General features: G+C 64.9%; 21 protein-coding genes. 17 read left to right on the top strand and 4 right to left on the bottom strand.

The features are described 5' to 3' along the window. The first annotated feature begins 96 nt into the window (after positions 1-96). From AC5YGJ_RS17125 to AC5YGJ_RS17135, 3 genes are read left to right on the top strand one after another with little or no spacing between them, the layout of a single operon-like run. Positions 97-6,657: an Hpt domain-containing protein gene (locus AC5YGJ_RS17125; protein ID WP_496187229.1), complete on the top strand. Its 6,561-nt coding sequence runs from the start codon at positions 97-99 to the stop codon at positions 6,655-6,657. Beyond that, on the top strand, positions 6,644-7,990 hold the full coding sequence (locus tag AC5YGJ_RS17130) for a chemotaxis protein CheB (protein WP_496187230.1): 1,347 nt from the start codon (positions 6,644-6,646) through the stop codon (positions 7,988-7,990). The genes AC5YGJ_RS17125 and AC5YGJ_RS17130 overlap by 14 nt, the downstream gene beginning before the upstream one ends. Then, positions 7,987-8,451, top strand: coding sequence for a chemotaxis protein CheW (locus AC5YGJ_RS17135; protein WP_249843155.1), 465 nt, complete (start codon positions 7,987-7,989; stop codon positions 8,449-8,451). The genes AC5YGJ_RS17130 and AC5YGJ_RS17135 overlap by 4 nt, the downstream gene beginning before the upstream one ends. Before the next feature lie 129 nt (positions 8,452-8,580). Here the strand turns inward: AC5YGJ_RS17135 and AC5YGJ_RS17140 are convergent, their stop codons facing one another. Continuing rightward, entirely contained in the window at positions 8,581-9,318 is a 738-nt protein-coding gene (locus AC5YGJ_RS17140) for a 16S rRNA (uracil(1498)-N(3))-methyltransferase (protein WP_409460362.1), read from the bottom strand. Further along, positions 9,309-10,700: an adenosylmethionine--8-amino-7-oxononanoate transaminase gene (gene bioA, locus AC5YGJ_RS17145; protein ID WP_249843157.1), complete on the bottom strand. Its 1,392-nt coding sequence runs from the start codon at positions 10,698-10,700 to the stop codon at positions 9,309-9,311. The genes AC5YGJ_RS17140 and bioA overlap by 10 nt, the downstream gene beginning before the upstream one ends. 77 nt (positions 10,701-10,777) lie before the next feature. Here bioA and nudE point away from each other — a divergent pair, with 77 nt between their 5' ends. From nudE to gcvH, 9 genes are all read left to right on the top strand, one after another. Next, a complete protein-coding gene (gene nudE / locus AC5YGJ_RS17150) occupies positions 10,778-11,341 on the top strand; it encodes an ADP compounds hydrolase NudE (RefSeq protein WP_107231815.1) in 564 nt (187 codons plus the stop codon). Further along, positions 11,338-12,141: a 3'(2'),5'-bisphosphate nucleotidase CysQ gene (gene cysQ / locus AC5YGJ_RS17155; protein WP_496187231.1), complete on the top strand. Its 804-nt coding sequence runs from the start codon at positions 11,338-11,340 to the stop codon at positions 12,139-12,141. The genes nudE and cysQ overlap by 4 nt, the downstream gene beginning before the upstream one ends. Before the next feature lie 13 nt (positions 12,142-12,154). Continuing rightward, the gene (gene mazG, locus AC5YGJ_RS17160; RefSeq protein WP_496187232.1) at positions 12,155-12,991 is read left to right on the top strand and encodes a nucleoside triphosphate pyrophosphohydrolase; all 837 of its coding nucleotides are present in this window, start codon (positions 12,155-12,157) and stop codon (positions 12,989-12,991) included. Then, on the top strand, positions 12,988-13,317 hold the full coding sequence (locus AC5YGJ_RS17165) for a YnfA family protein (RefSeq protein ID WP_496187233.1): 330 nt from the start codon (positions 12,988-12,990) through the stop codon (positions 13,315-13,317). The genes mazG and AC5YGJ_RS17165 overlap by 4 nt, the downstream gene beginning before the upstream one ends. 92 nt (positions 13,318-13,409) lie before the next feature. Beyond that, positions 13,410-13,712: an Mpo1-like protein gene (locus tag AC5YGJ_RS17170; RefSeq protein WP_249843160.1), complete on the top strand. Its 303-nt coding sequence runs from the start codon at positions 13,410-13,412 to the stop codon at positions 13,710-13,712. A 65-nt stretch (positions 13,713-13,777) separates the two neighbouring features. Beyond that, the gene (locus AC5YGJ_RS17175) at positions 13,778-14,737 is read left to right on the top strand and encodes an SPFH domain-containing protein (RefSeq protein ID WP_249843161.1); all 960 of its coding nucleotides are present in this window, start codon (positions 13,778-13,780) and stop codon (positions 14,735-14,737) included. A gap of 1 nt (position 14,738) precedes the next feature. Beyond that, complete coding sequence (locus AC5YGJ_RS17180; RefSeq protein WP_249843162.1) at positions 14,739-15,182, top strand: NfeD family protein; 444 nt, start codon at positions 14,739-14,741, stop codon at positions 15,180-15,182. Positions 15,183-15,326: 144 nt separating this feature from the next. Beyond that, positions 15,327-16,439, top strand: a complete 1,113-nt coding sequence (gene gcvT, locus AC5YGJ_RS17185; protein WP_496187234.1) for a glycine cleavage system aminomethyltransferase GcvT — start codon at positions 15,327-15,329, stop codon at positions 16,437-16,439. Positions 16,440-16,532: 93 nt separating this feature from the next. Next, positions 16,533-16,928 (top strand): glycine cleavage system protein GcvH, encoded by a 396-nt coding sequence (gene gcvH, locus AC5YGJ_RS17190; protein ID WP_496187235.1) that lies wholly within the window; start codon positions 16,533-16,535, stop codon positions 16,926-16,928. Positions 16,929-17,219: 291 nt separating this feature from the next. Here gcvH and AC5YGJ_RS17195 read toward each other — a convergent pair whose 3' ends face one another. Then, positions 17,220-17,591: a hypothetical protein gene (locus AC5YGJ_RS17195; RefSeq protein WP_496187236.1), complete on the bottom strand. Its 372-nt coding sequence runs from the start codon at positions 17,589-17,591 to the stop codon at positions 17,220-17,222. A 159-nt stretch (positions 17,592-17,750) separates the two neighbouring features. Between AC5YGJ_RS17195 and AC5YGJ_RS17200 the strand changes: the two genes are divergently transcribed. From AC5YGJ_RS17200 to AC5YGJ_RS17220, 5 genes are all read left to right on the top strand, one after another. Then, positions 17,751-18,218 (top strand): hypothetical protein, encoded by a 468-nt coding sequence (locus AC5YGJ_RS17200; RefSeq protein WP_423172587.1) that lies wholly within the window; start codon positions 17,751-17,753, stop codon positions 18,216-18,218. 726 nt (positions 18,219-18,944) lie between these two features. Continuing rightward, entirely contained in the window at positions 18,945-19,106 is a 162-nt protein-coding gene (locus tag AC5YGJ_RS17205) for a hypothetical protein (protein WP_181358761.1), read from the top strand. 156 nt (positions 19,107-19,262) lie between these two features. Beyond that, a complete protein-coding gene (locus AC5YGJ_RS17210; protein ID WP_496187237.1) occupies positions 19,263-20,264 on the top strand; it encodes an MvdC/MvdD family ATP grasp protein in 1,002 nt (333 codons plus the stop codon). A gap of 106 nt (positions 20,265-20,370) precedes the next feature. Then, positions 20,371-21,534, top strand: coding sequence for an HlyD family secretion protein (locus AC5YGJ_RS17215; RefSeq protein ID WP_496187238.1), 1,164 nt, complete (start codon positions 20,371-20,373; stop codon positions 21,532-21,534). 2 nt (positions 21,535-21,536) lie between these two features. Beyond that, positions 21,537-23,681: a peptidase domain-containing ABC transporter gene (locus AC5YGJ_RS17220; protein ID WP_496187281.1), complete on the top strand. Its 2,145-nt coding sequence runs from the start codon at positions 21,537-21,539 to the stop codon at positions 23,679-23,681. 135 nt (positions 23,682-23,816) lie between these two features. Here the strand turns inward: AC5YGJ_RS17220 and AC5YGJ_RS17225 are convergent, their stop codons facing one another. After that, on the bottom strand, positions 23,817-24,731 hold the full coding sequence (locus tag AC5YGJ_RS17225; protein ID WP_496187239.1) for a LysR family transcriptional regulator: 915 nt from the start codon (positions 24,729-24,731) through the stop codon (positions 23,817-23,819). Positions 24,732-24,735 lie beyond the last annotated feature (4 nt).

Consider the following 24,735-nt stretch of genomic DNA (forward strand, 5'->3'; position numbering starts at 1 on the left):
GGCAGGGCGGCGAGCAAGGAATCCCTCGATGAAGCATTTCCATTCCCCACGCCAGAACTCGCGCGGCCTCCGCGCGGCGGCGAACGGAGCGCGTCCATGAGCAGTCTGCGCGATGCGATGAGCCACGCAGCGCTGGGCTGGGTCAAGCCCGAGCTGGACGAGACCCTGCGCCAGGTGCGCAATGAGGTCGAGTACTACGCGGAAGATCCGACCGATGCCAGCCGCATGCGCATCTGCGCCGGCTATCTGCACCAGGTGCAGGGCACCCTGCGCATGGTCGAGCTGTACGCCCCGGCGATGGTGGCCGAGGAGCTGGAACAGCTGGCCAACGCCATCGGCGGCGGCCATGTGTCTGATCGCGATGAAGCGTGCGCGACCCTGATGCGCGGCAGCGTGCTGCTGCCCGACTACCTGGAGCGTCTGCAGAACGGTCACCGCGACATCCCGATCGTGCTGATGCCGCTGCTCAACGAGATCCGCGCCGCGCGCGGCGAAGAGGGCGTGCATGACAGCGTGCTGCTGGCCTTCGCGCCGGACAGCATCACCGCCACCGAAGCCGAGCTGGACCATGCCCGTGGCAGCCTGAGTGGCCGCAACCGCGAGCTGCTCGATACCGTGGGCAGCGCGGTGAAGGAAGAACTGCTGCGCATCAAGGATGCGCTGGACCTGCACCTGCGTACCGGCGGCGCGCCGGAACAGCTGCAGACCCAGGCCAACGAGCTGGGCGCGGTGGCCGATACGCTGGGCATGATGGGCCTGGGCGTGGCCCGCGGCGTGGTCGTGCAGCAGCGCGACGCGCTGCGTGGCGTGGTCGAGGGCCGCCAGCAGATCGACGAGAGCCTGCTGCTGGATATCGCCGGCGCGCTGCTCTACGTCGATGCGTCGCTGGATGACCAGGTCGCCCACCTGGGCGCCGGTGGCAGTGGTGAGGACGACCCGAGCGCAGTGGAAAACCGGCGTACGGTGGAGGTGCTGGCGCACGAAGCCATCGCCAATTTCGCCGCGGCGCGCGAACACTTCGTCGCCTTCATCGAAACCAGCTGGAACCATGCTGAACTGCAGGACGTGCCGCGCCTGCTCGGCGATGTCGCCGGTGCGCTGCGCATGCTCGATCTGGGCACCGCCGCCGACTACCTGCGCGGCGTGCAGCACTACATCGAGGCCGAACTGATCGGCCGCCAGCGCGTGCCCAGTGGCCGCCAGCTGGACACCCTGGCCGACGCCATGGCCAGCCTGGAGTACTACCTCGAAGCCCTGCGTGACCGCCGGCCGGGCCGTGAGGACATTCTTGAAATCACCCGCAGCAGCCTGGAAGCACTGCGCTACTGGCCACTGCCCGAGCGCACCGCCAGCGCACCGGCGGCCGCCACGCTGCAGGCGGTCAAGCGCGAGCCGATCGACCTGCACGGCAGCCCGTTGCAGCCGGAGCACGTTGATATCCCCGTGCAGCAGGCCGCCCCCTCTCCGGGCGCGGTGCCGCTGCCGCTGCCGGACTTCACCTTCGATCCGCCGCCGGTGGTGGCGGACAACGCGCTGATGTTCGATGCTGCCGGCCATTCGGTTGCCGCGGCCACCGCAACGGCGTCCACGACCGATGCCGAGTCGCCGCTGGTATTTGCTGCCTCCAGCGCGCCCGCACCGGAGGTGCCGCAATGGGACCTGGCGCCGTTCTATCCGGATGCCGAACCGCTCGCGCCGTCTTCCGACGAACGCAGCCTGACCTTCGCCAGCTTTGATCCGGTCAGCTTCGAGCTGGCCGACGCCGGGCAGGACGCCACGCCGCAGTGGACGCTGTCCGAAGCGCCGCTGCCGGTGCAGGACGAGGTCTCCACGCTGGTGGCCGACGACGCGGTTGCCGCACCGGCAGCCCGTGTCGCCGCGATCGATGCCGCACCCGTGTTCGATCCGGTGATGGCCGAGCACGACGCGGCTGCCGCGACCGATGAGGTGGTGTTCCGCTTCGACGCCGACGCGCTGGACAATGCCGACGACGTGCTGTCGCTGCATGCGATGGAGACGCTGGCGCTGGAGGACGACACCGGTCTGCATGTGCCGCTGCAGCAGGTCGATGCCGAAGCCGCCTTGCCGGTCGACGACGTGCCACTTTCGGCGGTAGCCGATGCCGCTGCCGACGGGGGGCCGGCACCGGCGGTGTCGGTGATCGACATCGACACCATCGCCCCGATTGATTTCAGCGAAGCCGACGCCCAGTTCTTCGCCGAGCTGAGCGCGGCTGCGGCCGACTTCGACCCGCAGGCGGCGGCTGTACCGGCCGATGCCGGAGCCGGCGCCGCCACCGAAGCCGGCTTCGAGGCCGGTTTCGATGACGATGCCGAAAACATCGACGAGGACATCCGTGAGGTGTTCCTTGAAGAGTTCGATGATGAGCTGGCCAACCTCGGCGCGCTGTTGCCGGCGTGGCGCATGCAGCCGGACAACACCGACCGGCTGCGTCCGATCCGGCGCATCTTCCACACCCTGAAGGGCAGTGGCCGCCTGGTGGGCGCACGCACTCTGGGCGAGTTCGCCTGGAAGATCGAGAGCATGCTCAACCGCGTGCTCGAGGGTACGCGTCCGGCCTCGCCGGCGGTGCTGGCGATGGTCGATCATGCCCATGCCGCGCTGCCGCAGCTGAACGCCGCGTTGCGCCATGGCCAGCGCGTCAGCGTCGACCTGCAGGCGATGCAGGCCATTGCCGACCGCGTGGGTGCCGGTGAGGAAACCTTCTACGTGCCGCTGCCGGTTGCGGCCGCGCCTGTCGCACCGAAGGTCGAGGCCGAGGTAGAGGGCGAGGATGAGATCAGCCGCCTGCTTGACGCCGAAGCCATCGCTTCGACGCAGCCCGGATCGGAGGCGGACCCGGCGCTGGAAGCGGCGGGGACGCCGGCCAATATCGACAGCGTGCTGCGCGAGATCCTCGAAGCCGAAGTCGAGGTGCACCAGACGACGCTGCTGAACTGGCTGCGCTCGGCCCAGCACGCGCCGCAGCCGGTCAGCGATGCACTGCTGCGTGCGGTGCACACCATGAACGGCGCCTTCGCAATGACCGAGGTGCCGGAAATCACCGCGGTTACCGGCGGTGCCGAGTCGTACATCAAGCGTGCCTTGGCCGCAGACGTGGTGCCCGGAGACGAGGGCGTGTCCGCCTTGGACGCCACCGCGCAGGCGATCACCGCCACCATGGAGGCGCTGCAGGCCGAGCAGCCGCGCATCGCGCCGCAGCCGGCGTTGGTGCAGCGCCTGCTGGCGCTGGCCGGCGAGCTGCCCGAAGCGCGTTGGCCGATGGCCGGGTTGGAAGAGGACGAGGGCGATCTGGCGCTGGACGCGGACGCCGACGTCGATGCGCAGGCCGCGCCGGAACCGGAGCCGGTTGCAGCCGACGCTTCGCCGGAGCAGACCACCGCGCCGGTCGAGGAGAGCGATCTGCAGGTTGTCGAACTGACCGGCAGCGACGATCTCTCGCGCTACTTCGACGCTGGATGGCCGTCGGTGCCTGCCGAGGGCGAGCCTTCAGCGGCCGTCGATGAACCGATTGAGATCGATCCACTGCAGGTGCAGGGCAGCGATGCCGGCGTCGCCGAAGACGCGCTGGAAGCAGCGCCCACGGCGCCGCTGGTCGATGCGGCCGACCTGACCGTGATCGATGACCTCTCGCCGTATCTCGATGCCAGCGCGCTGCCGGTGGATGACCGCGATGCGGACGAGTCTGTCGCGGTCGACGAAGTTGACGCAATTGGCCTGAATAGGCATTTGCCCGGCGACCTTGAGGTTGCCGACGATGAAGGCCACGACGACGCTGCTGCACTGCCACTCGACAGCGAGCTGTCGAGCCTGCAGGATGAAATGGCTGCGCCGGGTTTTGCCGAACCGGTCTCGCTGGAAGCCGCGCTCGAGGTCGGCCTGCACGTGATCGACGAAGAACAGCCCCTGGCCGACGACGGGCAATGGCCCGTGCTCGGCCTGCAGGCCAGCGAACTCGCGCCGGGCGAGGCAGATGCCTTTGCCGAGGATGCGGACGTCGGCGGGGAGGCGGCGGTCGGTGAAGGAGAGAGCGCCGACCAGCCGTCCCCGGCGACGGTGGATGAAGGCAGCGGCGCAGACGCACCGCAGGACACCCTCGCGCCGGTGCGCTTCTTTGAACTGGAAGAGGCGCCAGGCCAGCCGCATCCGGCGGCTGATGCACCCGCCGCTGAGGCCGTGGTGCCGGTCCTGCCGTCTGCTGACGCCGCCGCGATCGACCCAGCGGCCATCGCCGCCACGGCCGCCCCGGCGCTGGACGACAGCGCCGATGCACTCGATTTCAGCGTGTACGACCGCGAACTGGTCGACATCTTCGTCGAGGAAGGCAAGGATCTGCTTGACCACTGCGATGGCCTGATCAGCGAGCTGCGCGACGCACCGCAGGACCGGGAGGCGCTGGCAGGGCTGCAGCGCGACCTGCACACCCTGAAGGGTGGCGCGCGCATGGCCGGCATCAACGCCATCGGCGATCTGGGCCACAGCATCGAATCGCTGCTGGAAGCAGTGGCCGCCGGCCGTACCGAGATCGAGCGCCGCGACGTGCAGCTGCTCGAGCGCGGTTTCGACCGTCTGCACCAGATGTTGACCCGGACCGGCGCCCATCGCGTGGTGGAGCCGGCGGAGGACCTGGTGGAGGCATTTGAGGTCCGCACCACTACCGATATCGCCGCAGCCGCGGCGGCTGCCAGCGCAGCCATCGCGACCGGCGTCGAGGAAACCGCATCGGCACCGGTCGCAGGTTCGGTGCCGGCACTGCTGGATGCGCCGTTGTCGGCACCGCTGCCGGTCGAGGGCGTGGTCGATGAAGATCCGCTCGCGCGTCCGCAGCAGGAACAGGTCCGCGTGCGCGCCGACCTGCTTGATCGCCTGGTCAACCATGCCGGTGAAGTGGCGATCTACCGCTCGCGCCTGGAACAGCAGCTGGGTGCCTTCCGTGGCGCGATGGGCGAGCTGGAACGCACCAATGCGCGACTGCGCGACCAGCTGCGCCGCCTCGACCTGGAAACCGAGGCGCAGATCGTCGCCCGCTACCAGCGCGAGCAGGACCAGGCCGACCAGAAGTTCGATCCGCTGGAGCTGGACCGCTTCTCCACCCTGCAGCAGCTCAGCCGCGCGCTGAACGAATCGGCGGCCGACCTTGGCGGCCTGCAGGGTGTGCTGGACGATCTGTCGCGGCAGTACGATTCGCTGCTGCAACAGCAGTCGCGGGTCAGCTCGGAACTGCAGGACGGCCTGATGCGTGCGCGCATGGTGCCGTTCGATGGCCTGGTGCCGCGCCTGCGCCGCGTGGTCCGCCAGTCCGGCATGGACACCGGCAAGCAGGTGCACCTGACCCTGGAAGGCACCCACGGCGAACTGGACCGCAATGTGCTCGACCGCATGGTCGCGCCGCTGGAACACATGCTGCGCAACTCGGTGGCGCACGGTCTGGAAGCGCCGGAACAGCGTCGTGCCGCCGGCAAGCCGGAGGAAGGCGAGATCGCCATCCGCCTGCATCGTGAAGGCTCGGAAATCGTGCTGGAAGTGGCCGATGACGGCGCCGGCCTGGACCGCGAAGCGATCCGCCGCCGTGCCATCGACCGTGGCCTGCTGGGCGCCGACGCGCAGCCCAGCGAACAGGAACTGGACAACCTGATTTTCGCCTCCGGCTTCAGCACCGCCGACCAGGTCAGCCAGCTGGCCGGCCGCGGCGTGGGCATGGACGTGGTGCGCAACGAAGTACGCCAGCTCGGCGGCTCGGTCGACATCCAGTCGGTGCGTGGCCAGGGCGTGCGCTTCACCCTGCGCCTGCCGCAGACGCTGGCGGTCACCCAGGCGGTGTTCGTGCAGATCGGTGAAACCACCTTCGCCGTGCCGGTGGCCTCGGTCAGTGGTATCGGCCGCCTGTCGCGCGAGCGTTTCGAAGCGGCCGACAGCAGCTACCGCTACAGCGGCGAAGACTACCCGCTGTACGACCTCGGCAGCCTGGTCGGGCAGGCCCCGGCGCGTGCCGATGGCCAAGACCAGGTGCCGCTGCTGCTGGTCCGCGCCGGCGACCTGCGCGCTGCGGTGGCGATCGACCAGGTGCTTGGCAACCGCGAAATCGTGGTCAAGCCGGTCGGCCTGCAGATCGCCTCGGTACCGGGCATCTACGGCGCCACCATCACCGGCGATGGCCGCGTGGTGGTGATCCTGGACGTCGCGCCGCTGGTGCGCCGTTTCCTGGCCAACCCGACGCTGCCGGTGCTGGCCAACGCGCCGCGCCAGGAGCGCCAGGTGCCGCTGGTGATGGTGGTGGACGACTCGCTGACCATGCGCAAGGTCACCGGGCGCATCCTCGAACGCCACAACTTCGAGGTCAGCGTCGCCCGCGATGGCGTGGAAGCGCTGGAACGGCTGGAAGAGCGCGTGCCCGACCTGATGCTGCTGGACATCGAGATGCCGCGCATGGATGGCTATGAGCTGGCCACCGCCATGCGCGCCGATCCGCGCTACAAGGATGTGCCGATTGTGATGATCACCTCGCGCAGCGGCGACAAGCACCGCCAGCGCGCCTTCGAGATTGGTGTCCAGCGCTACCTGGGCAAGCCGTACCAGGAGTTGGACCTGATGCGTAACGTGTACGACCTGCTGGGGATCGCCCGTGTCCGTGAGTGAAGCCCATCCGGCTCCGGCCGTTGCCCTGCTGGCCCGCCCTGGCGCGGCGCGCGAGCGCCTGCGTGAGGCGCTGGCGCACGCCGATGTGCAGCTGGTGCTGGAAGACGATCCGAACGGCCTGGAACCGCAGGCGCTGCAGGCCGCGCATCCGCAGTTCGTGGTGATTGCCCTGGAGGCCGCCATCGAGGATGCGCTGGAGCGCCTGGAGCCGCTGCTGTCCGCGCCGGACCTCACGCTGGTGTTCGATGAAGCCGAACTGGCCGCGCGCCGGGACGGCTGGGAAGCGCAGCGCTGGGGCCGCCATCTGGCCGCCAAGCTGCACGGCCACCAGCAGGTGCTGCCGCCCGGCGCAGAGGAAGAACCGAGCCTGCAGCTGGAACCGGGTCACCCGGCGCCAGCACCGGCACCGCGCGAGGAAGCCCTGCAGCCGCACCTGGACCAGGCCGCAAGCTGGGCCGACGAGGTGCCCGCGGACGGCCTGTACTCGCCACCGGCGCAGCTGCGCGAGCCGATCGCGCTGGAGCAGGCGTTGTCCGCACTGCAGCCGGTGCTGCCCGAACTGCCTGAAGCACCGCCGCTGCCGGTGCCGCCGGAGGTCACGCCCGCGCTCCCGGTGGCGCCGCCGATTTCCTTCGACCACACCGCGTGGTCGCTGGTCGAGGACACCTCGGGCGACCACGCATCTGCCGACGGCTCGCGCGACACGGCGGCTGAACAAGCATCGCCCGCATTCGATACCGATCACCTGAGCCTGGTCGATCTGGACGCGGCGGCGCCGGTGGGCGCCCGCGCTGCATCGTTGCTGGTGCTGGCCGGCATCGGTGGCCCCGATGCGCTGCGTCGCCTGCTCGGCGCGCTGCCGGCCACGCTCAGCGTGCCGGTGCTGGTGCATATGCGCCTTGATGGGGGCCGTTACGGCAACCTGGTCAAGCAGATGGCGCGGGTGTCGCCGCTGCCGGTGCAGCTGGCAGAAGCCGGCCAGCGCGCCGTGCCCGGCGAAGTGCACGTTCTGGCCGATGACATCGGCGTACACGTGGCCAGTGATGGCCTGCATTTCCGGACCGATGCCGACGGCATCGCGATCGCGGCGCTGCCGGCCGAGCACACCGCGCTGGTGCTGCTCAGCGGTGCCGACCTGGGCCATGTCGGCCCGGCGCTGGATCTGGCCGCTGCCGGGGCGTGGGTGGCCGGGCAGGTGGGCGAAGGCTGCTATGACCCGGCTGCAGCCACGGCCGTGGTTGCCGCCGGCGGTGTGCCCGGCGAGCCACAGGCGCTGGCGCAGGCAATTGCTGCGCGCTGGGGCGGGGAAGACGACAACGGAGAAGCACCGTGAGCTATGCCAGCAATGATGAAATCCGCGGCGTCCTGATCCAGGCCGGCAATGAACGCGTGTTGCTGCCCAATGCCACGGTGGCGGAAATGATGTCGCGCGTGCCGGTGCAGCCAGTGGCCGATGCGCCGCGCTGGCTGGTTGGCGAGATCGGCTGGCATGGCTGGCAGGTGCCACTGGTGTCGTTCGCGCGCCTGTCCGGGCTGGGTGAGGAGGCGGTGGCCGGTCATAACAAGGTGGTGGTGCTCAAGGCCCTGAGCGGCAACGTCCAGCGCCCGTACTACGCACTGCTGACGCAGAATTTTCCGCAGCTGATCTCGGTGCCGCGCGACGGCCTGCTGGCCGACGCCTCCGAGGAGACCCTGCCGCAGATCGTGCATATGCGCGTGCTGCTGGGCGAGCAGAGTGCGCTGCTGCCGAACCTGGATGCGCTGGAAGCGGCGCTGGATTCGCTGGCCGCCTGATCGGGAACCCGCCTGGCATGGCCCGGCGCTACCGGAGGCGTTCCGGATTCCCGGTAGTGCCGGCCGCTGGCCGGCAACCTCATGATCCCGTGGATGCCGGCCAGCGGCCGGCACCACCACGAATCGGTGTTACCCCAGATCCCCCAGCGTTGCCTGCAGCGCCGCGATCGCGGCCAAGCCTGCGGTTTCCGTGCGCAGGATGCGCGGGCCCAGCTGCAGCCCCTGGAACCCCGCCGCCGCCAGCTGGTCACGGTCGCGCGGTGACCAGCCGCCCTCCGGGCCAATCGCAATCACGATGCCACCGGCCGGCGCCGCATCCAGCGTCGACAGGCGATGCGCGCCCTGCGGGTCCAGGGTCAGCCGCAGGGTCTGGGCCGGCAGCGCTGTCGCCGCCTGCGCCAGCGACAGCGGCGAACCGACCTGCGGGATGCGTGCGCGCCCGGACTGGCCACAGGCCGAGGTCACCACGTTGTTCCAGTGCGCAACCCGCTTCTCTGCGCGGGCGGCGTCGAGCTTCACCTCGGTGCGTTCGGCATTGACCGGAATGATCGCTGCCACACCCAGTTCGGTCGCCTTCTGCAGGATCAGGTCCATCTTCTCGCCACGGGCGATGCCCTGCAGCAGGGTGATCGCCAGCGGCGATTCGTTGTCCACCGCCTGCACCGCGTCGATGCGCACCTGCACCTCGCGCTTGCCGGCCACGGTCAGCGTCGCGCTGTAGTCGTGGCCGTCGCCGTTGAACAGCACGCAGCTGTCACCTTCGCGCAGGCGCATCACGCGGACCAGGTGGTTGGCGGCTTCTTCGGGCAGGGTCACGGTCTGTCCGCTGTGCAGCGGCAGGTCGATGGGGCAGCGGGTCACGCGCATGCAATGGCCTCGTCAATGGCGGCCAGCGTGGTATGTGCCAGCAGCTCCAGTTGTTGATCATCCACACAGTAAGGTGGCATCCAGTACAGCACGTCGCCCAGCGGGCGCAGCACCACGCCGCGCTTCAACGCGGCCTTGTAGGCGTGCAGGCCCAGCCGCAGTGCCGGGTCGAACGGCGTGCGCCTGTTGCCGTCGCGCGACAGCTCGAAGGCCACCACCATCCCGGCCTGGCGCACGTCGGCCACGTGCGGGTGGTCGTTGAACGGTGCGGCCAGCGTGCCCATCACCGAAGCGATGCCACGGTTGCGGGCGATCACATCGTCGTCGCGGAAGATGTCCAGCGTGGCCAGCGCAGCGGCGCAGGCCAGCGGGTTGCCGGTGTAGCTGTGCGAATGCAGGAAGGCGCGCTCGCGTGAATCGTCAAGGAAGGCGTCGTACAGCGCCTGCGTGGCCAGCACCGCGGCCAGCGGCAGGAAGCCGCCGGTCAGGCCCTTGGACAGGCACATCAGGTCCGGCATCACCCCGGCCTGCTCGCAGGCGAACAGGGTGCCGGTGCGGCCGAACCCGGTGGCGATCTCGTCGGCGATCATGAACGCGCCATGTGCATCGCACAGCTCGCGCACCCGCTGCAGGTACACCGGGTCGTGCATGCGCATGCCACCGGCGCATTGCAGGCGCGGCTCCAGGATCACCGCGCAGATCTCACCCGGATGCTGGTCGAACAGCGTGGCCAGACCATCGGCGGCCTGCCGCGCACGGTCGGCGGCACTCTGGCCCGGCTCGGCCAGGTAAGCGTCGGGTGAGGGGGCGAACAGGCCCTCGGCCAGCAGCGGGGCATACACGCGCCGATACAGCGGGATGTCGGCCATCGCCAGCGCGCCGAGGGTCTCGCCGTGGTAGCCGTTCTCCAGCGCGACGAAGCGGGTGCGCCGTGACTCGCCACGGTTCTGGAAATACTGGAAGGCCATCTTCAATGCCACTTCCACGCCGGCCGAACCGTTGTCGGCGTAGAACACCTTGGCCAGCGGCGCGCGGCCGGGCTGGCGCGGCGCCAGCGCCAGCAGGCGCTCGGCCAGGGTGATCGCCGGCTCGTGGCCGAAGCCGGCCAGCATCACCTGTTCCAGCTGCCCGGCCTGGGCGGCGATGGCGCCGCCGATGCGCGGTTCAGCGTGGCCGAACAGATTGGTCCACCAGCTGCTGACCGCGTCCAGGTAGCGGTTGCCATCGTGATCGATCAGCCATGCGCCTTCGCCACGGGCGATCGGCACCAGCGGCAGGGTGTGCGGGTGCTCGCGCATCTGCGTACACGGGTGCCACAGCACCTGCAGGTCGCGTTGCCGCCAGTGCTGGGCCAGCGGGGAGGGGGTTGGGTCTGCTAGCATTTCGGGCTCATGAACATGTTGCTGCCTGCACATTCTATCGGCCCCGGCGCGTGCGCCGGCCGCCGCGGAGTTTCCGCATGAACGATGACCGTGGCGGCCGTCGCTTGCCGATCATCCATCGGATCACCGACGAGGAGAACGGCCCCTTCCAGCGCCAGCACCTGGACCTGGAGTTCTCCAATGGCGAACGCCGGCGCTTCGAGCGCCTGGTCAGCCGCGGCCATGGTGCGGTGGTGGTGGTGCCGATGCTCGACGACCAGACCGTGCTGCTGGTGCGTGAATACGCAGCGGGCATGCACCGCTACGAGCTGGGCCTGGTCAAGGGCCGGATCGACGCCGGCGAGAGCCCCGAGCAGGCCGCCGATCGCGAACTGAAGGAAGAGGCCGGTTATGGTGCGCGTCGGGTCGACGTGCTGCGCGCGATGACCCTGGCCCCGACCTACATGAGCCACCAGTCGTGGCTGGTGGTGGCCCGCGACCTGTATCCGGAGAAGCTGGCCGGCGACGAGCCGGAGGAACTGGAAGTGGTGCCGTGGAAGCTGGCTGAGCTGGACCAGCTGATGCTGCGCGAGGACTTCTCCGAGGGACGCTCGCTGGCGGCGCTGTTCATCGCCCGGCAGTGGCTGCAGGGAAGCCGATGATCAAGCTGACCACGGACCTGCGCGAGACCGCCATCGCCATCGCCCAGCAGGCCGGGCAGGCCATCATGCAGGTGTATGCCGATGGTTTCGAGGTGCAGGTCAAGGCCGACGACAGCCCGGTCACCGCCGCCGACCTGGCCGCCAACCAGGTCATCGAGCAGGGTCTGCGCCAGTTGACCCCTGACCTGCCGATCCTGTCCGAGGAGTCGCTGCAGGTGGGCTGGGAGCAGCGCCGCCACTGGGGCGCGTACTGGCTGGTCGACCCGCTCGACGGCACCCGCGAGTTCGTCAAGCGCAACGGCGAATTCAGCGTCAACATCGCCCTGATCTACCAGGGCGCACCGGCGTTCGGCGTGGTGCTGGCGCCGGTCACCGGCATCGTCTGGCACGCCATGCGCGGCGAGCTGGCCTATCGCCGCCAGGGCCTGCACGACACCGTGCTGCGCACCCGCACACCGGCCACCGTTCCGCTGCGGGTTGCCGCCAGCCGCTCGCACCGCTCGCCGCAGACCGAGGCGCTGCTGGCGCGCATGGGGCGCATCGAAACCATCGCCCAGGGCTCGTCGCTGAAGTTCTGCCGGATCGCCGAAGGCGGCCTGGACGTCTATCCGCGGCTGGGCCCGACCTCCGAATGGGATACCGCCGCCGGCCAGTGCGTGCTGCACGCCGCCGGTGGTGCGGTACTGTCGGCGGCAACCGGCAAGCCGTTCCGCTACAACCGCCGCGAAACCCTGTTGAACGGCGATTTCATTGCCCTTGGTGACACCAGCCTGCCATGGCGCGACTGGTTGTCCGATTGACCCTGGAGGCCGCATGAGCGCGCACGACACCCCCACCCCCGGCAGCGCTGCCCAGGAACTGGAACGCCTGCTGGCGATCATGGCGCGCCTGCGTGATCCACAGGGTGGCTGCCCGTGGGACCTGGAACAGAACTTCGCGACCATCGCCCCGTACACCATCGAGGAAGCCTACGAGGTGGCCGATGCGATCGACCGTGGCGACCTTGACGATCTCTGCGACGAACTGGGCGACCTGCTGCTGCAGGTGGTGTTCCATGCGCGCATGGCCGAAGAGCAGGGCGCCTTCGCCTTCGCCGACGTCGCGCGCGCGATCAGCGACAAGATGCAGCGCCGCCACCCGCACGTGTTCGCCGATGTCAGCGTCGACGACGCCGACGGGGTGATGCGCAACTGGGAGGCGATCAAGCGTGCCGAGCGTGCGGCCAAGGGCGAGCAGGACCCCTCCGCGCTGGCCGGCATCTCGCGCGGCCTGCCGGAATGGCAGCGGGCGGTGAAGCTGCAGTCGCGCGCGGCCAAGGTCGGCTTCGACTGGCCCGGTCCACTGCCGGTGCTGGACAAGGCCGCCGAGGAGCTGCAGGAACTGCGCGAGGAATTCGAACGCGGCGACATTGCCGGCAACAAGACACGGTTGCAGGAAGAGCTGGGTGATCTGCTGTTCGTCTGTGCCAACCTGGCCCGGCAAGCCGACCTCGATCTGGGCGCCGCGCTGCGCGGGGCCAACCACAAGTTCGAGCGCCGCTTCCGGGCGATGGAAGCGCAGGCGGCAGTGCAGGGCGGAACGTTGGCCGCACTGGATCTGGATGCACAGGAAGCGCTGTGGCAGCACGCCAAGGCAGCGGAAAAGGCGTGAAGACGCTCGGCCTGTTCCTGCTGACCGCGCTGGCCGAGATCGTCGGCTGCTATCTGCCGTGGCTGTGGCTGCGCAAGGGCGGGAGCGCCTGGCTGCTGCTGCCGGCGGCGGCCAGCCTGGCCCTGTTCGCCTGGCTGCTGACGCTGCACCCGACCGCCAGTGGCCGCGTGTATGCCGCCTACGGTGGCGTGTACATCGGCACCGCGCTGTTCTGGTTGTGGCTGGTCGATGGCATCCGCCCCAGCCGCTGGGACCTGGTCGGCGCCGCGCTGTGCCTGGCCGGCATGGCGGTGATCATGTTCGGCCCGCGCGCCGCCTCACCGTAGCGTAGAGCGTGCTCGACGGTTCCATGTACACCGGCAGCGCAGGGGCCGCGAAAGGCGCATCATGGGCCTGACCAAGGCCCAGGAGCATGCCGATGTCGCGCTTCGCCAGCTTCCGCGAGTTCTATCCGTTCTATCTCAGTGAACACCGCCATCCGGTCTCGCGCCGGTTGCATTTCATCGGCAGCTGCATGGTGCTGCTGCTGGTGGCCGCCGCCGTCCTGCGCGGTCAGCCGATGCTGCTGCTGCTCGCCCTGCTGTGCGGCTACGGCTTTGCCTGGGTCGGCCATTTCTTTTTCGAGAAGAACCGCCCGGCCACCTTCCGGCACCCGCTGTACTCATTCATCGGTGACTGGGTGATGTTCGCCGACATCCTGCGTGGCCGGGTGCGCTGGTAGCGCTGTGTGCACGCCGCATTCACGCGCTATGCTGGGGCCTGGACGTCATAGATAAGGAAAGCGCGATGTTCCCGACCATGTTCTTTACCGTGGTACTGGCCCTGGTGGCCGTGGTGATCCTGTTCAAGGCGGTGCGGATGGTGCCGCAGGGCTACGAATGGACCGTCGAACGGTTCGGCCGTTACACCCACACCATGACCCCCGGCCTGCACTTCCTGATCCCGATCGTCTACGGGGTAGGCCGCAAGGTGAACATGATGGAACAGGTGCTGGACGTGCCCAGCCAGGAAGTGATCACCAAGGACAACGCCGCCGTGCGCGTGGACGGGGTGGTGTTCTTCCAGGTGCTGGACGCGGCCAAGGCGGCCTACGAGGTGGCCAACCTGGAAGTGGCGATGATCGCCCTGGTGCAGACCAACATCCGTACCGTGATCGGTTCGATGGACCTGGATGAATCGCTCAGCCAGCGCGAGGTGATCAATGCCCAGCTGCTGAGCGTGGTCGACCATGCCACCAATCCGTGGGGCGTGAAGGTCAACCGCATCGAGATCCGCGACATCCAGCCACCGCGCGATCTGCTCGACGCGATGGCGCGGCAGATGAAGGCCGAGCGCGAGAAGCGCGCGCAGATCCTGGAAGCCGAGGGTTCGCGACAGTCGGAAATCCTGCGCGCCGATGGCGAGAAGCAGGCCACCGTGCTGGAAGCCGAAGGCCGCCGCGAGGCTGCATTCCGCGACGCCGAGGCGCGCGAGCGGCTGGCCGAAGCAGAAGCCAAGGCCACCCAGGTGGTCTCGGCGGCGATTGCCGAGGGCGACGTGCAGGCGATCAATTACTTCATCGCGCAGAAGTACGTGGAAGCGTTCAAGGAGCTGGCCAGCTCGCCGAACCAGAAGCTGGTGCTGATGCCGATGGAGGCCAGCGGTGTGATCGGCTCGATCGCCGGCGTGGCCGAACTGGCCAAGCAGGCACTGGGCGACCAGAACAACAAGGCCGCGGGCAAGCGACCGCCGCCGATCGGAGGCTGACATGCGCTGGGACGTCGTGGGCTGGGGCGCATTGGCCTTGCTGCTGTTCGCCGCCGAGGCGCTGGCGCCGGGCGCGTTCATGCTGTGGATCGGCATCGGCGCGGCCGCCGTGTTCGTGCTGGTGGCCGTGTTCAGCGGCATTCCGTTGTTGTGGCAGGTGGTCGCCTTCGTGGTGCTGAGCGTGGTGTCGATCCAGTGTTACCGGCGCTGGGGCAGATCACGGGCGCGGCCCAGCGACCAGCCCCTGCTCAACCGCCGCGCCGAGCAGCTGGTCGGGCGCGTGGTGCCGTTGCAGCAGGGCATTGTCGGCGGGCAGGGCAAGGTCAGCATCGATGACGCGTACTGGCAGGTCAGCGGCCCGGAACTGCAGGCCGGCAGCCTGGTACGGGTGGTGGCGGTGCAGGGCAGCACGCTGGTGGTCGAGGCGGCAGACCGCCCCGTGTAGCGCCGAGCCCGCGCTCGGCTGCTCTTCGTGTGGGAGCCGGGCGTGGGCTCGGCGCTGCAGCTCCGCCGCTGCGCTGCGGCACACCTGCCGCCGACCGATCTGGGATAATGGCGATTCTTGTTTCCTCTGCTGCCGGACCCGGTCATGACCCAGAAGACGCTGCTCAACGATACCCACCGCGCCCTCGGCGCCAAGATGGTCGATTTCGGGGGGTGGGACATGCCCATCCACTACGGTTCGCAGCTTGATGAGCATCATCTGGTGCGTCGCGAAGCCGGCGTGTTCGACGTCAGCCACATGACCGTGGTCGACCTGCGCGGCGAGCAGGTCAAGCCGTTCCTGCGCCGCCTGCTGGCCAACTCGATCGACAAGCTGAAGGTGCCGGGCAAGGCGCTGTACTCGTGCATGCTGAATCCGCGCGGTGGCGTCATCGACGACCTGATCGTCTACTACCTGGGCGATGACTTCTTCCGCATGGTGGTCAACGCCTCCACCCGCGAGAAGGACCTGGCCTGGCTGCGCGAGCAGGCGGCACCGTTCGGCGTCAGCGTCGAGCAGCGCCCGGACCTGGCCATCCTCGCCGTGCAGGGCCCGCAGGCACGGCAGAGCGTGATCGGCCTGGCGCGCGACGCCGACCGCGACGCGCTGGCCAAGCTGGGCCGTTTCGCCGCCCTGCAGGCACAGTCCGACGATGGCGTTGAACTGTTCGTGGCCCGCACCGGCTACACCGGTGAGGATGGCTTCGAGATCCTGCTGCCGCAGGACGCGGTGGTCGCGTTCTGGAACCGCCTGCTGGCGGCGGGCGTGAAGCCGGCCGGCCTCGGCGCGCGCGACACCCTGCGCCTGGAAGCCGGCATGAACCTGTACGGCCAGGACATGGACGAGGAGATCAGCCCGTACGAAGCGGCGCTGGCCTGGACTGTGTCGCTGGACGAAGGCCGCGACTTCATCGGCCGCGATGTGCTGGAAGCGCAGAAGGCCGCCGGCAACGCACGCCAGATGATCGGCCTGGTGATGGACGAGAAGGGCGTGCTGCGCCACGGCCAGGCGGTGACCACCGCCGGCGGCCAGGGCGAGATCCTGTCCGGCACCTTCTCGCCGACGCTGGCCAAGGGCATCGCCTTCGCCCGCGTGCCGGCCGGCGAGCTGGGTGATGTCACCGTCGACATCCGTGGCCGGCAGGTGCCGGTGCGCGTGGTCAAGTTCCCGTTCGTGCGCGAAGGCCAGGCCCAGCCCGGCGTGCTTGCCGACGCCTGATCCAAACATGCCGGACGTCACTGACAGCAGTGGCGGCCGGTTGGTTACACTAGCCCCGTTTTTTCCACCCCTGCATATCTCTGGAGCAGTCCCATGAGCGAGATCCCCGGCGACCTCAAGTTCCTCAAGTCCCACGAGTGGGCCCGTGTCGAAGGCAATGGCCGCGTCACCGTCGGTATTTCCGACCACGCCCAGGGCCTGCTGGGTGACCTGGTCTATGTCGAGCTGCCCGAAGTCGGGGCCGACGCCAAGGCCGGCGAACAGATTGCCGTCGTCGAGTCGGTGAAGGCCGCCTCGGACGTCTACAGCCCGATCAGCGGCAAGGTTGTCGAGGTCAACTCGGCCCTGTCCGACAAGCCGGAAACCATCAACGAAGATGCCTACGGCGAAGGCTGGATGTTCGTGGTCGAACTGACCAACGCCGATGAGGTCAACGACCTTCTGGACCCGGACGCGTACGCCGAAGCCCTGGAGAACGACGACCACTGAGTCGTCGCTTTCCGGTTCGGACACGGCCACCTTCGGGTGGCCGTTTTTGTTTTGGCGCCGCGTCGGACTCATGACGGCCGGTTCGCTGCACACCCTCGACGCGGTATCAGCGAGCGGACGAACGGTGCCGATGGGCATGCGCAGTTTTGCGCAAAACCGCGTTTCCACCCCGCGTCGGCACATCCGGATGTGAAAACTTTTCGCCCCCCGTTGCGGCGCCGTTGTGCTGGCGTTGGCGGCGGTGCGGGCGACTATCGGGCACGCACGCGCGATGTCGAGCCGCATCTGCGCCTATCTGCGCAGAGTGCTTATTTCAAGTGTTTTTTGTTCAATGTCTGGATCGACGTCATGGTGCACGATGCGCGCGTGCGTCGCTTCAAGGGGCGTTGCAGGCGCAGCAGCGCGGTGGCGCGGACGGTGCCAGGGATGGTGCGGATGTGAAAATTTTTCGCGGGGGTTGTTGACAGTAAAAAAAACCGTGATTAGGTTTCGCTTCAGCAGACCTTGCCTGCCCAACCGAGTGCGCAGAATCAATCGTCCGATGCGAAGCAGCCCCTTCAAGACCACCGCGACCCTGATGACGGTGGACATGGCCCCGCTTCCCCCGGAGAAACGCAAGGCAACTCCCGTTCCAATGCCTGCTCCGCCGATCGAGGCAGGCATTGCCGCATCCGTAACGGCGCGCCTGACGCGCCGGCGGTCCCCGCACGCAGCATCCGCGGGTTTGATCCACCTGGGCGTTTCAACTCCCTATCACTGACGAGGAGCCATCCCATGGCAACCAAGAAAGCTGCGAAGAAGAAGCCCACCGCCAAGAAAGCGGTGAAGAAGGTCGCGAAGAAGGCCGCTGCCAAGAAGGCAGTGAAGAAGGTCGCGAAGAAGGCAACCGCCAAGAAGGCAGTGAAGAAGGCTGCGAAGAAGGTCGCCCGGAAGACCACTGCGAAGAAGGCAGTGAAGAAGGCGGCAAAGAAGGTAGCCAAGAAGTCCGCTGCCAAGAAGACCGCGAAGAAGGCCGTCAAGAAGGTAGCCAAGAAGGCCACCAAGAAGACTGCCAAGAAGGCAACGGCCCGCAAGCCGGCCAAGAAGGTCGCCAAGAAGGCGGTAAAGAAGACTGCCAAGAAGGCAGTAAAGAAGACCGCCAAGAAGGCAGTGAAGAAGACGGCGAAGAAGGCCACCAAGAAGGCTGCCCCGAAGAAGGCAGCGAAGAAGGTTGCCAAGCGCAAGCCGGCCGCCCGCAAGAAGAAGGCCGCTCCGGTCGCTCTGCCGGCAACCCCGGCGCCGCTGATCTAAGTACTTCCCGATAGCCGCATCCTGAAACCCCCTTCCCCGGCTGCCCAGCGGGGAGGGGGTTTTTTTATGGGTGGTGCCTGTACCAGCAAGGCCTCATGGCGTGGAAGCACGTAGGGCCGCTCCTTAACGGGGATGCCCGTGCAGGCAACAATGCCTTGGCTCCCCCCCCTGATGGGGCTTCATCAGCTTCTCCGGCTGAAGGGGGAGTGCCAGCGAGGGGCTCGCGAGCTCAACAGTTCCCGTTGGATATGAAGCTGCATCAGGCTCATTCATCGCCAGGGCGCAGCCCGTCCTTGAAGGTGTAGTTCTGGACATGCGGGCGTCGGGCATCGGAGGGGAGGCATCTGTTCGCTGCCGGAGGAGCGGCGTGATGTGGAGCCACTGGATCGATATCCCTGCAAGTGCGCGCCAGAGAGATAACCTGAGACGTGTGTCGTAGCTAGAAACGCCCGATAACACCAGGGCTGTCGTTAATAGCCCGCTTGCTGTCACTTTTCAAAACCCATTTCATGAGCGAGTAGATTTGCCAAGAGGCTCAATCAATGGCGCAGAGCACCACATGACTGTGCTCGCGCCAAGAAGTCCCTGGAGCAGGAATTGAGGCCGGTCGCGGGAAGGGCAAGTGCGGATTTGACTTGGTCAGATCCATGGGCAAGTATCGGAAACGGGACTGAATGGTACGGTCCCAGTCGTCGCAACTCTATATCACTACCAGAAGGAGACGGTATGAGTAATAAGGTTGAATATGTCAAGCCAATCGCTCGTGAGTTGGCGCGAGAGTTGACTCAGGAAGAGATTGAATTGGTGGCAGGTGGCGGCGGGACACTGCCCGGAACCATCGCCTTTGATCAAATATACGACAACGGCGATCATTGGCTCAAGCCATAAGCTAGATATGGGAAGCCCCGGCCTAGAACGGTTGGGGCTTCTTTTTCCAGGGAGGGTGGTGTGCATATAATAATTGCGCCTGGCTCAGATATTCATGCTCGGGCAGTCCAGTATTCTGCCGAGAAGATGGGTTGCTCTGTGAGGTTGGTAAATAGTATGTCGGTCGCCGAAATGGCCGGTGTTTCGCTGATTTTTGATGGCGAAGCGGTGGAGGTTTCTGCAGCGGGAAGTCGAAGGATTGATAGTGTCTGGTTTCGGCGTCCCGGGGAAATAACGCTGCCCCACGCAGTATCCGAAAGCGACATCAAATTTGTTGAGGCTCAGTGGCGGCAGCACATACATGGAGTGTGTAGTATCTCACCCCGCGTCAATACTTTCTGGGTGAATTCTCCAAAGGAAGCCATGGCTGCAGAGAGTAAGGCATATCAGCTTCTCATTGCCTCCAAGGTTGGCTTTTCAATCCCTCGCACGATCATCTCAAGCGACCCTGCCGAAATACGGAAATTCGTTAGTGCGAACGGTGCGTGTGTGTTCAAGTCATTTTCCCCGTTTGCTTGGGTAGATTCTGCCTGTGGTTCGAGGCGAATCACGGCGGCTCAAGAGGTCGTTGCGAGTATGCTTTCTGATGATCGTGCTATTGAGATTGCACCTGGGATATATCAGAAGAAGATCTCGAAAAGGTATGAGTTGCGTGTCACGGTTATCGGTCGACGTCAGTTTGCTGTCCGGATGTCAAGTAAGAGCGGGCACGTTGATTGGCGTGGTGCAATTTATGAAACGGATTCGGATATTCGATCGATATCACTATCAGTGGCGCTCTCCCAAAAAATAAGTGACCTAATGACGGAGCTTGGGTTGGTTTATGGGGCCATTGATCTTGGTGTTGATGAGAATGGTGACGTGTATTTCTTTGAGATCAATCAAGGGGGGCAGTTTTTACATATTGAGGAGTGTGTGCCCGAGTTGCCACTTCTCGCGTGCTTCACAAGTCTCTTTGTGCAGGGACGACCCGACTATGAAATCATTGCTCCGCCAAGCATGATGTCGCTCGCGGCATATAGAGGTGATGATTGCTATCTGGACTGGCGCTCGGAATTTGAAGTCTCTGAAGGGATGGATTCTCCGTACGTTTCTTACCTGTCCAGTCACAATGAATAATCTCTTCAGAGATGAGGTCAGGGCCGCGAGAGCCGAAAGGTGGATGGGGAGGGTTAGAGTTCAACCGCCTCGTTTCGGTCGTATCAGCTTTGCTTTGTCTTTGGTCATGTTTCTTCTGATCGTGTTAATTGTATTCTTTGCCCACTACACGCCACGGGAGAAGGCCGAAGGGCGGGTGGTTCCCAGCCTTGGACTGTTGAATGTTCCTGCAACTTCTTCTGGCGCGATCACACTCGTTCTGGTGAAAGAGGGGGACAGTGTTGCTGTCGGTCAACGCTTGATGGAGGTGTCTTCTGCAACGTATGTTCCAGGAGATGATCGTGGCAGTATTGAGGATGTACTGAATAATGAGCTCGTGCGCCAGCACGCGAAACTGACATCTGAGATTTCTTCACTAGATGCTGAGCAGTCCATTGAGCTACAGGCAGCAGAGCGTCAACTGACGGTAGTGGAGGATCGAATAGCGCTGACTGAGTCTCAGCTGCGCATAAAGGAGAGGCAGGCGGAACGAGCTCGATCTACTTTTGACAGAATTCGTCCGCTCGAACATAGTCAAGTGGTTACCGCTCTGCAGTTCCAGCAGTATGAGAGCGATTCACTTGAGAAGGGGGCTGCGGTAGAGGCCGTGAGGCAAGAGCTGTTCGCGCTGCGCGCGCAACTCAAAGATGCTCAGTCGAAGGCTGCGTCAATTTCACTGGATGCTGGACGAAAGCGAGACTCGCTGCATCGTGCAATCTCGGATTTGGCTCAAGCCAGGCTGCGTAACCGGGTTCAGAAGAACATAGCTCTCGTTGCACCTTCGGCTGGCAGAGTCGTTGGAATGGCCGTAGGTCCAGGCCAATCCGTCAAGGAAGGCCAGAGATTGCTTTCCATTATTCCCGAGGGTTCCCATTTGGAAGTGGAACTTTGGTTGGGAAGTCGTGCTGCTGCAAATGTAGAGCCGGGTGACACCGTGAGCCTAAGGTTCTCGGGGCATCCTTATCAAGTCTACGGCATCCAAAATGGTCATGTAGTTGGACTTGCGGAAAGCGCGCTGGAGCCAATGGAAATACAGCTTAGAAGCGGGGTAATGGTTTCCGAGCCATCCTATAGGACTTTGGTTGCGCTCGATGAGCCGGGTGTAGTGCGTAGTGCGGAAGGCCGTTCCCCCATTCGCTTGAAGCCTGGAATGAAGGTGGATGCGGATGTGAAACTGGCTAGAAGGAGAGTAATTGATCTGGTCCTTCGGGACTCGGGCACGCGTGAGACTGCGGAGACGAAGCGGCTGTGAATATGCTGAGATTCGGTAGAAGGCTTCCCCTGTTCCATCAGAATGAGGTTGCCGAATGTGGAATTGCCTGCATCGCTATGATAGCCAGCTTTCATGGTGTCGGTGCAAGTTTGGTTGGTCTGCGTGAACGATACGGCACTTCGCAGCTTGGGGCAGGATTATCGAAACTGATAGGCATAAGTTCGGAGTTGGGGTTGAATCCTCGTGCATTGCGAGTTGAGCTGGATGGGTTGAAGGACTTGATGCTGCCGGCTGTTTTGCACTGGGACATGAATCATTTTGTAGTGCTGAAAGAGGTGACCCGAAAGGGGGTTGTGATCCACGACCCCGCTTGCGGCCGAGTTAGCCTTGGGTACAAAGAGGTTAGTGACAGATTCACCGGAATTGCGCTCGAGATGTCGGCGCCGATTGAATCTGGAAGACGTGTTCCGGTAGAGAATGTACCATTGTCTAGACTTGTAGGAAGGGTCACTGGGCTGGGGAAAGCCGCGCTGCAGATTGGGGCTATTTCCCTGTTGCTGGAACTTCTTGTATTGGTGATGCCGCTTTTCGTTCAATTGGTTCTAGATGGAGTCTTGATATCCGGTGCGGTTGACATGCTTTTTCTTGTTGGGATTGGATTCTCCGTAATAGTGCTCCTGCAAGCGGCGTTTGGTGCTGCTCGAGCATGGTTGGTCGCATATGTTGGATCGTCATTCAGCGCACAATGGATAACCAACCTCTTCAGTCACCTTCTTCGGCTACCGGTTGGCTATATAGAGAGGCGTACGGTTGGCGGAGTGCTTTCAAGATTCGTTTCGGTGCAGGTTGTTCAGCAGACACTTACTGGAAATCTGGTTGAAGCGATATTGGATGGCTTGACGGCTCTGCTGATTGTTATAGTTCTCTACATGTACAGTCCGACGTTGACAGCAATTGTCGCAGCTTCGGTGGGATTCTATGGCGCAATTCGATGGGCGTCGCATCGAAGCATGTTGCGGGTCAAGGAGGAGCAGCTTGTCCACTTCGCGTTACAGCAGTCCACCTTGATTGAGTCCATTCGCGGCATGCAAACCCTTAAGCTGGCCAACAAGGAAGGGATGAGGCGCGCGCAGTTTGAGAGTGCCACATTTGAAGTGTCGGCTCGCGATGCCAGGATCGGTGCGGTATCGTCAGTTTTTCTGGTTGCCTCAAAATCAATATTTTCTGCTCAGCGGATAGTGCTTGTTGTGGTAGCCGCTCTTGTGGCGATGAAGGGGCAGTTTTCGGCGGGTATGCTGGTTGCGTTTGTTGCCTACGCTGATATGTTCTGCGCAAGAGTGGGGGCGTTGATTGATAGGGTCGCAGATTTCGGCCTTCTTCGAGTCCATCTGAACAGGATCTCCGATATTGCTGTGGAGCCTCCAGAGCATTCAGGTGCCCTGGCTAGGTTACCTTCTGGTGAGTACGGGATCGAGATAAAAAACTTATCTTTTAGATATTCCGATGACCTCGACTGGGTGCTTGATGGGTGCTCTTTCAGTGTTTCTGACGGAGAGTCTGTGGCGATAATTGGTGCGTCGGGATGCGGAAAGACAACGCTTGCAAAGATAATTCTTGGATTGATTCGGCCGACTTCGGGTGAAGTCCGGATTGGAGGGGTTGATCTTGCTAAGGTCGAGCCAGCCAGGCGTCGTGAGTGCTTCGCTGCAGTTTTGCAGGAAGATTGCTTGTTTGCTGGGACGATAGCGGACAATATCTCATTCTTCGATTCCTCTGCTTCGGCGAATGATGTCGAGTGTGCAGCCAGGTTTGCGTTCATCCACGAGGATATTGTTCGTATGCCCATGGGCTATGAAACGACGGTCGGTGACATGGGGTCTGCATTGTCCGGAGGGCAGAAACAACGCATTTATATGGCCAGAGCGCTTTATCGGAAGTCGAAGATTCTTTTGCTCGATGAGGCGACGAGCCATTTGGATCTGGAGGCGGAACGGATTCTAGGGCGCAACCTCTCCGCCTTGGGGGTAACGAGGCTGGTAATTGCACACCGGCCTGAAACCATACTCAGCGCTGATCGGGTGATCCGTATCGCAGGAGGACGGGCGATTGAGGTATCCAAGGAAGACCTCAAGGCTATTGTTGGGCAGGTTGAAAGGGATCGACTTCTCTCTGAAGCTGTGGAATAGCGTTTCGACCACGGCAGGCTTCCACTCAAAGACCGTGACTGCGAGATTGGATCAGATCGTCAGGCAGTCTCGTCTGGCGAGGGATCCGCATCCTGAAACCCCCTTCCCCGGCTGCCCAGCGGGGAGGGGGTTTTTTTATGGGCGTGTATCGGTGCCGAAGGCGCTGCCCTCCGGCGGGAAGCGCTCGGCCAGGAACGCCAGGAAGCTGCGCAGGCGGGTGGAGCGGTAACGGTCGTGGGCGTAGACCACATGCATCGGTCTGCCGGCGTGGCCATGGCCGGGCAGCAGCTGCACCAGTCGCCCGGCTTCCACGTCCGCGGCCAGCAGCAACGCCGACTGCAGCACGATGCCCAGCCCGTGCAGTGCTGCTGCGCGCAGCGCTTCGCCGTTGTTGATCTGGAGCCGGCCGCCCGGCACACGCTCGAGCCCGCCAGGTGCGGCCTGCAGCCACTGGGCCAGCGCGGTGGGTTCGAAAGAAAGGCACTGGTGCCCGGCAAGGTCCTGCGCGGTGTGCGGTGTCCCGTGCCGGGCGAGGTATCCAGGCGATGCACACATCATCAACCGGTAGGGCGCCAGTGGCTGCGCCACCAGCTCGCTGCTGTCGGCCAGTGTGCCGATGCGCAAGGCGGCTTCGAAGCCTTCTTCGGTGAGGTCGACCACGCGGTCGGTCAGTGTCGCCTCGACCTGCACCTCCGGGTAGCGCGCCATGTAGTCGGCAAGCGCCGGTACCAGCGCATGCGTGCCGAAGATCACCGGTGCACTGATGCGCAATGTGCCTGCCGGCGCCAGCTGCTGGTGCTGGGCCTGTGCATCGGTCTCTTCCACCAGGCGCAGGATCTCCCGGCAGCGCGTGTAGTAGTCCTCACCGAACGCGGTCATGTGCTGGCGTCGCGTGGTGCGGCTCAGCAGCTGCATGCCCAGTCGCGCCTCCAGTGCACGCAGGTGCTTGCCGGCCATCGTGGCGGAGATGTCCATCGCCTCCGCCGCCGCGCTCAGGCTGCCCTTGTCCACGATCAGCACGTAGACCTGCATGCTCTCCAGCAGGTTCATCTGA

Source organism: Stenotrophomonas sp. CS3K5 (genome assembly GCF_059515225.1).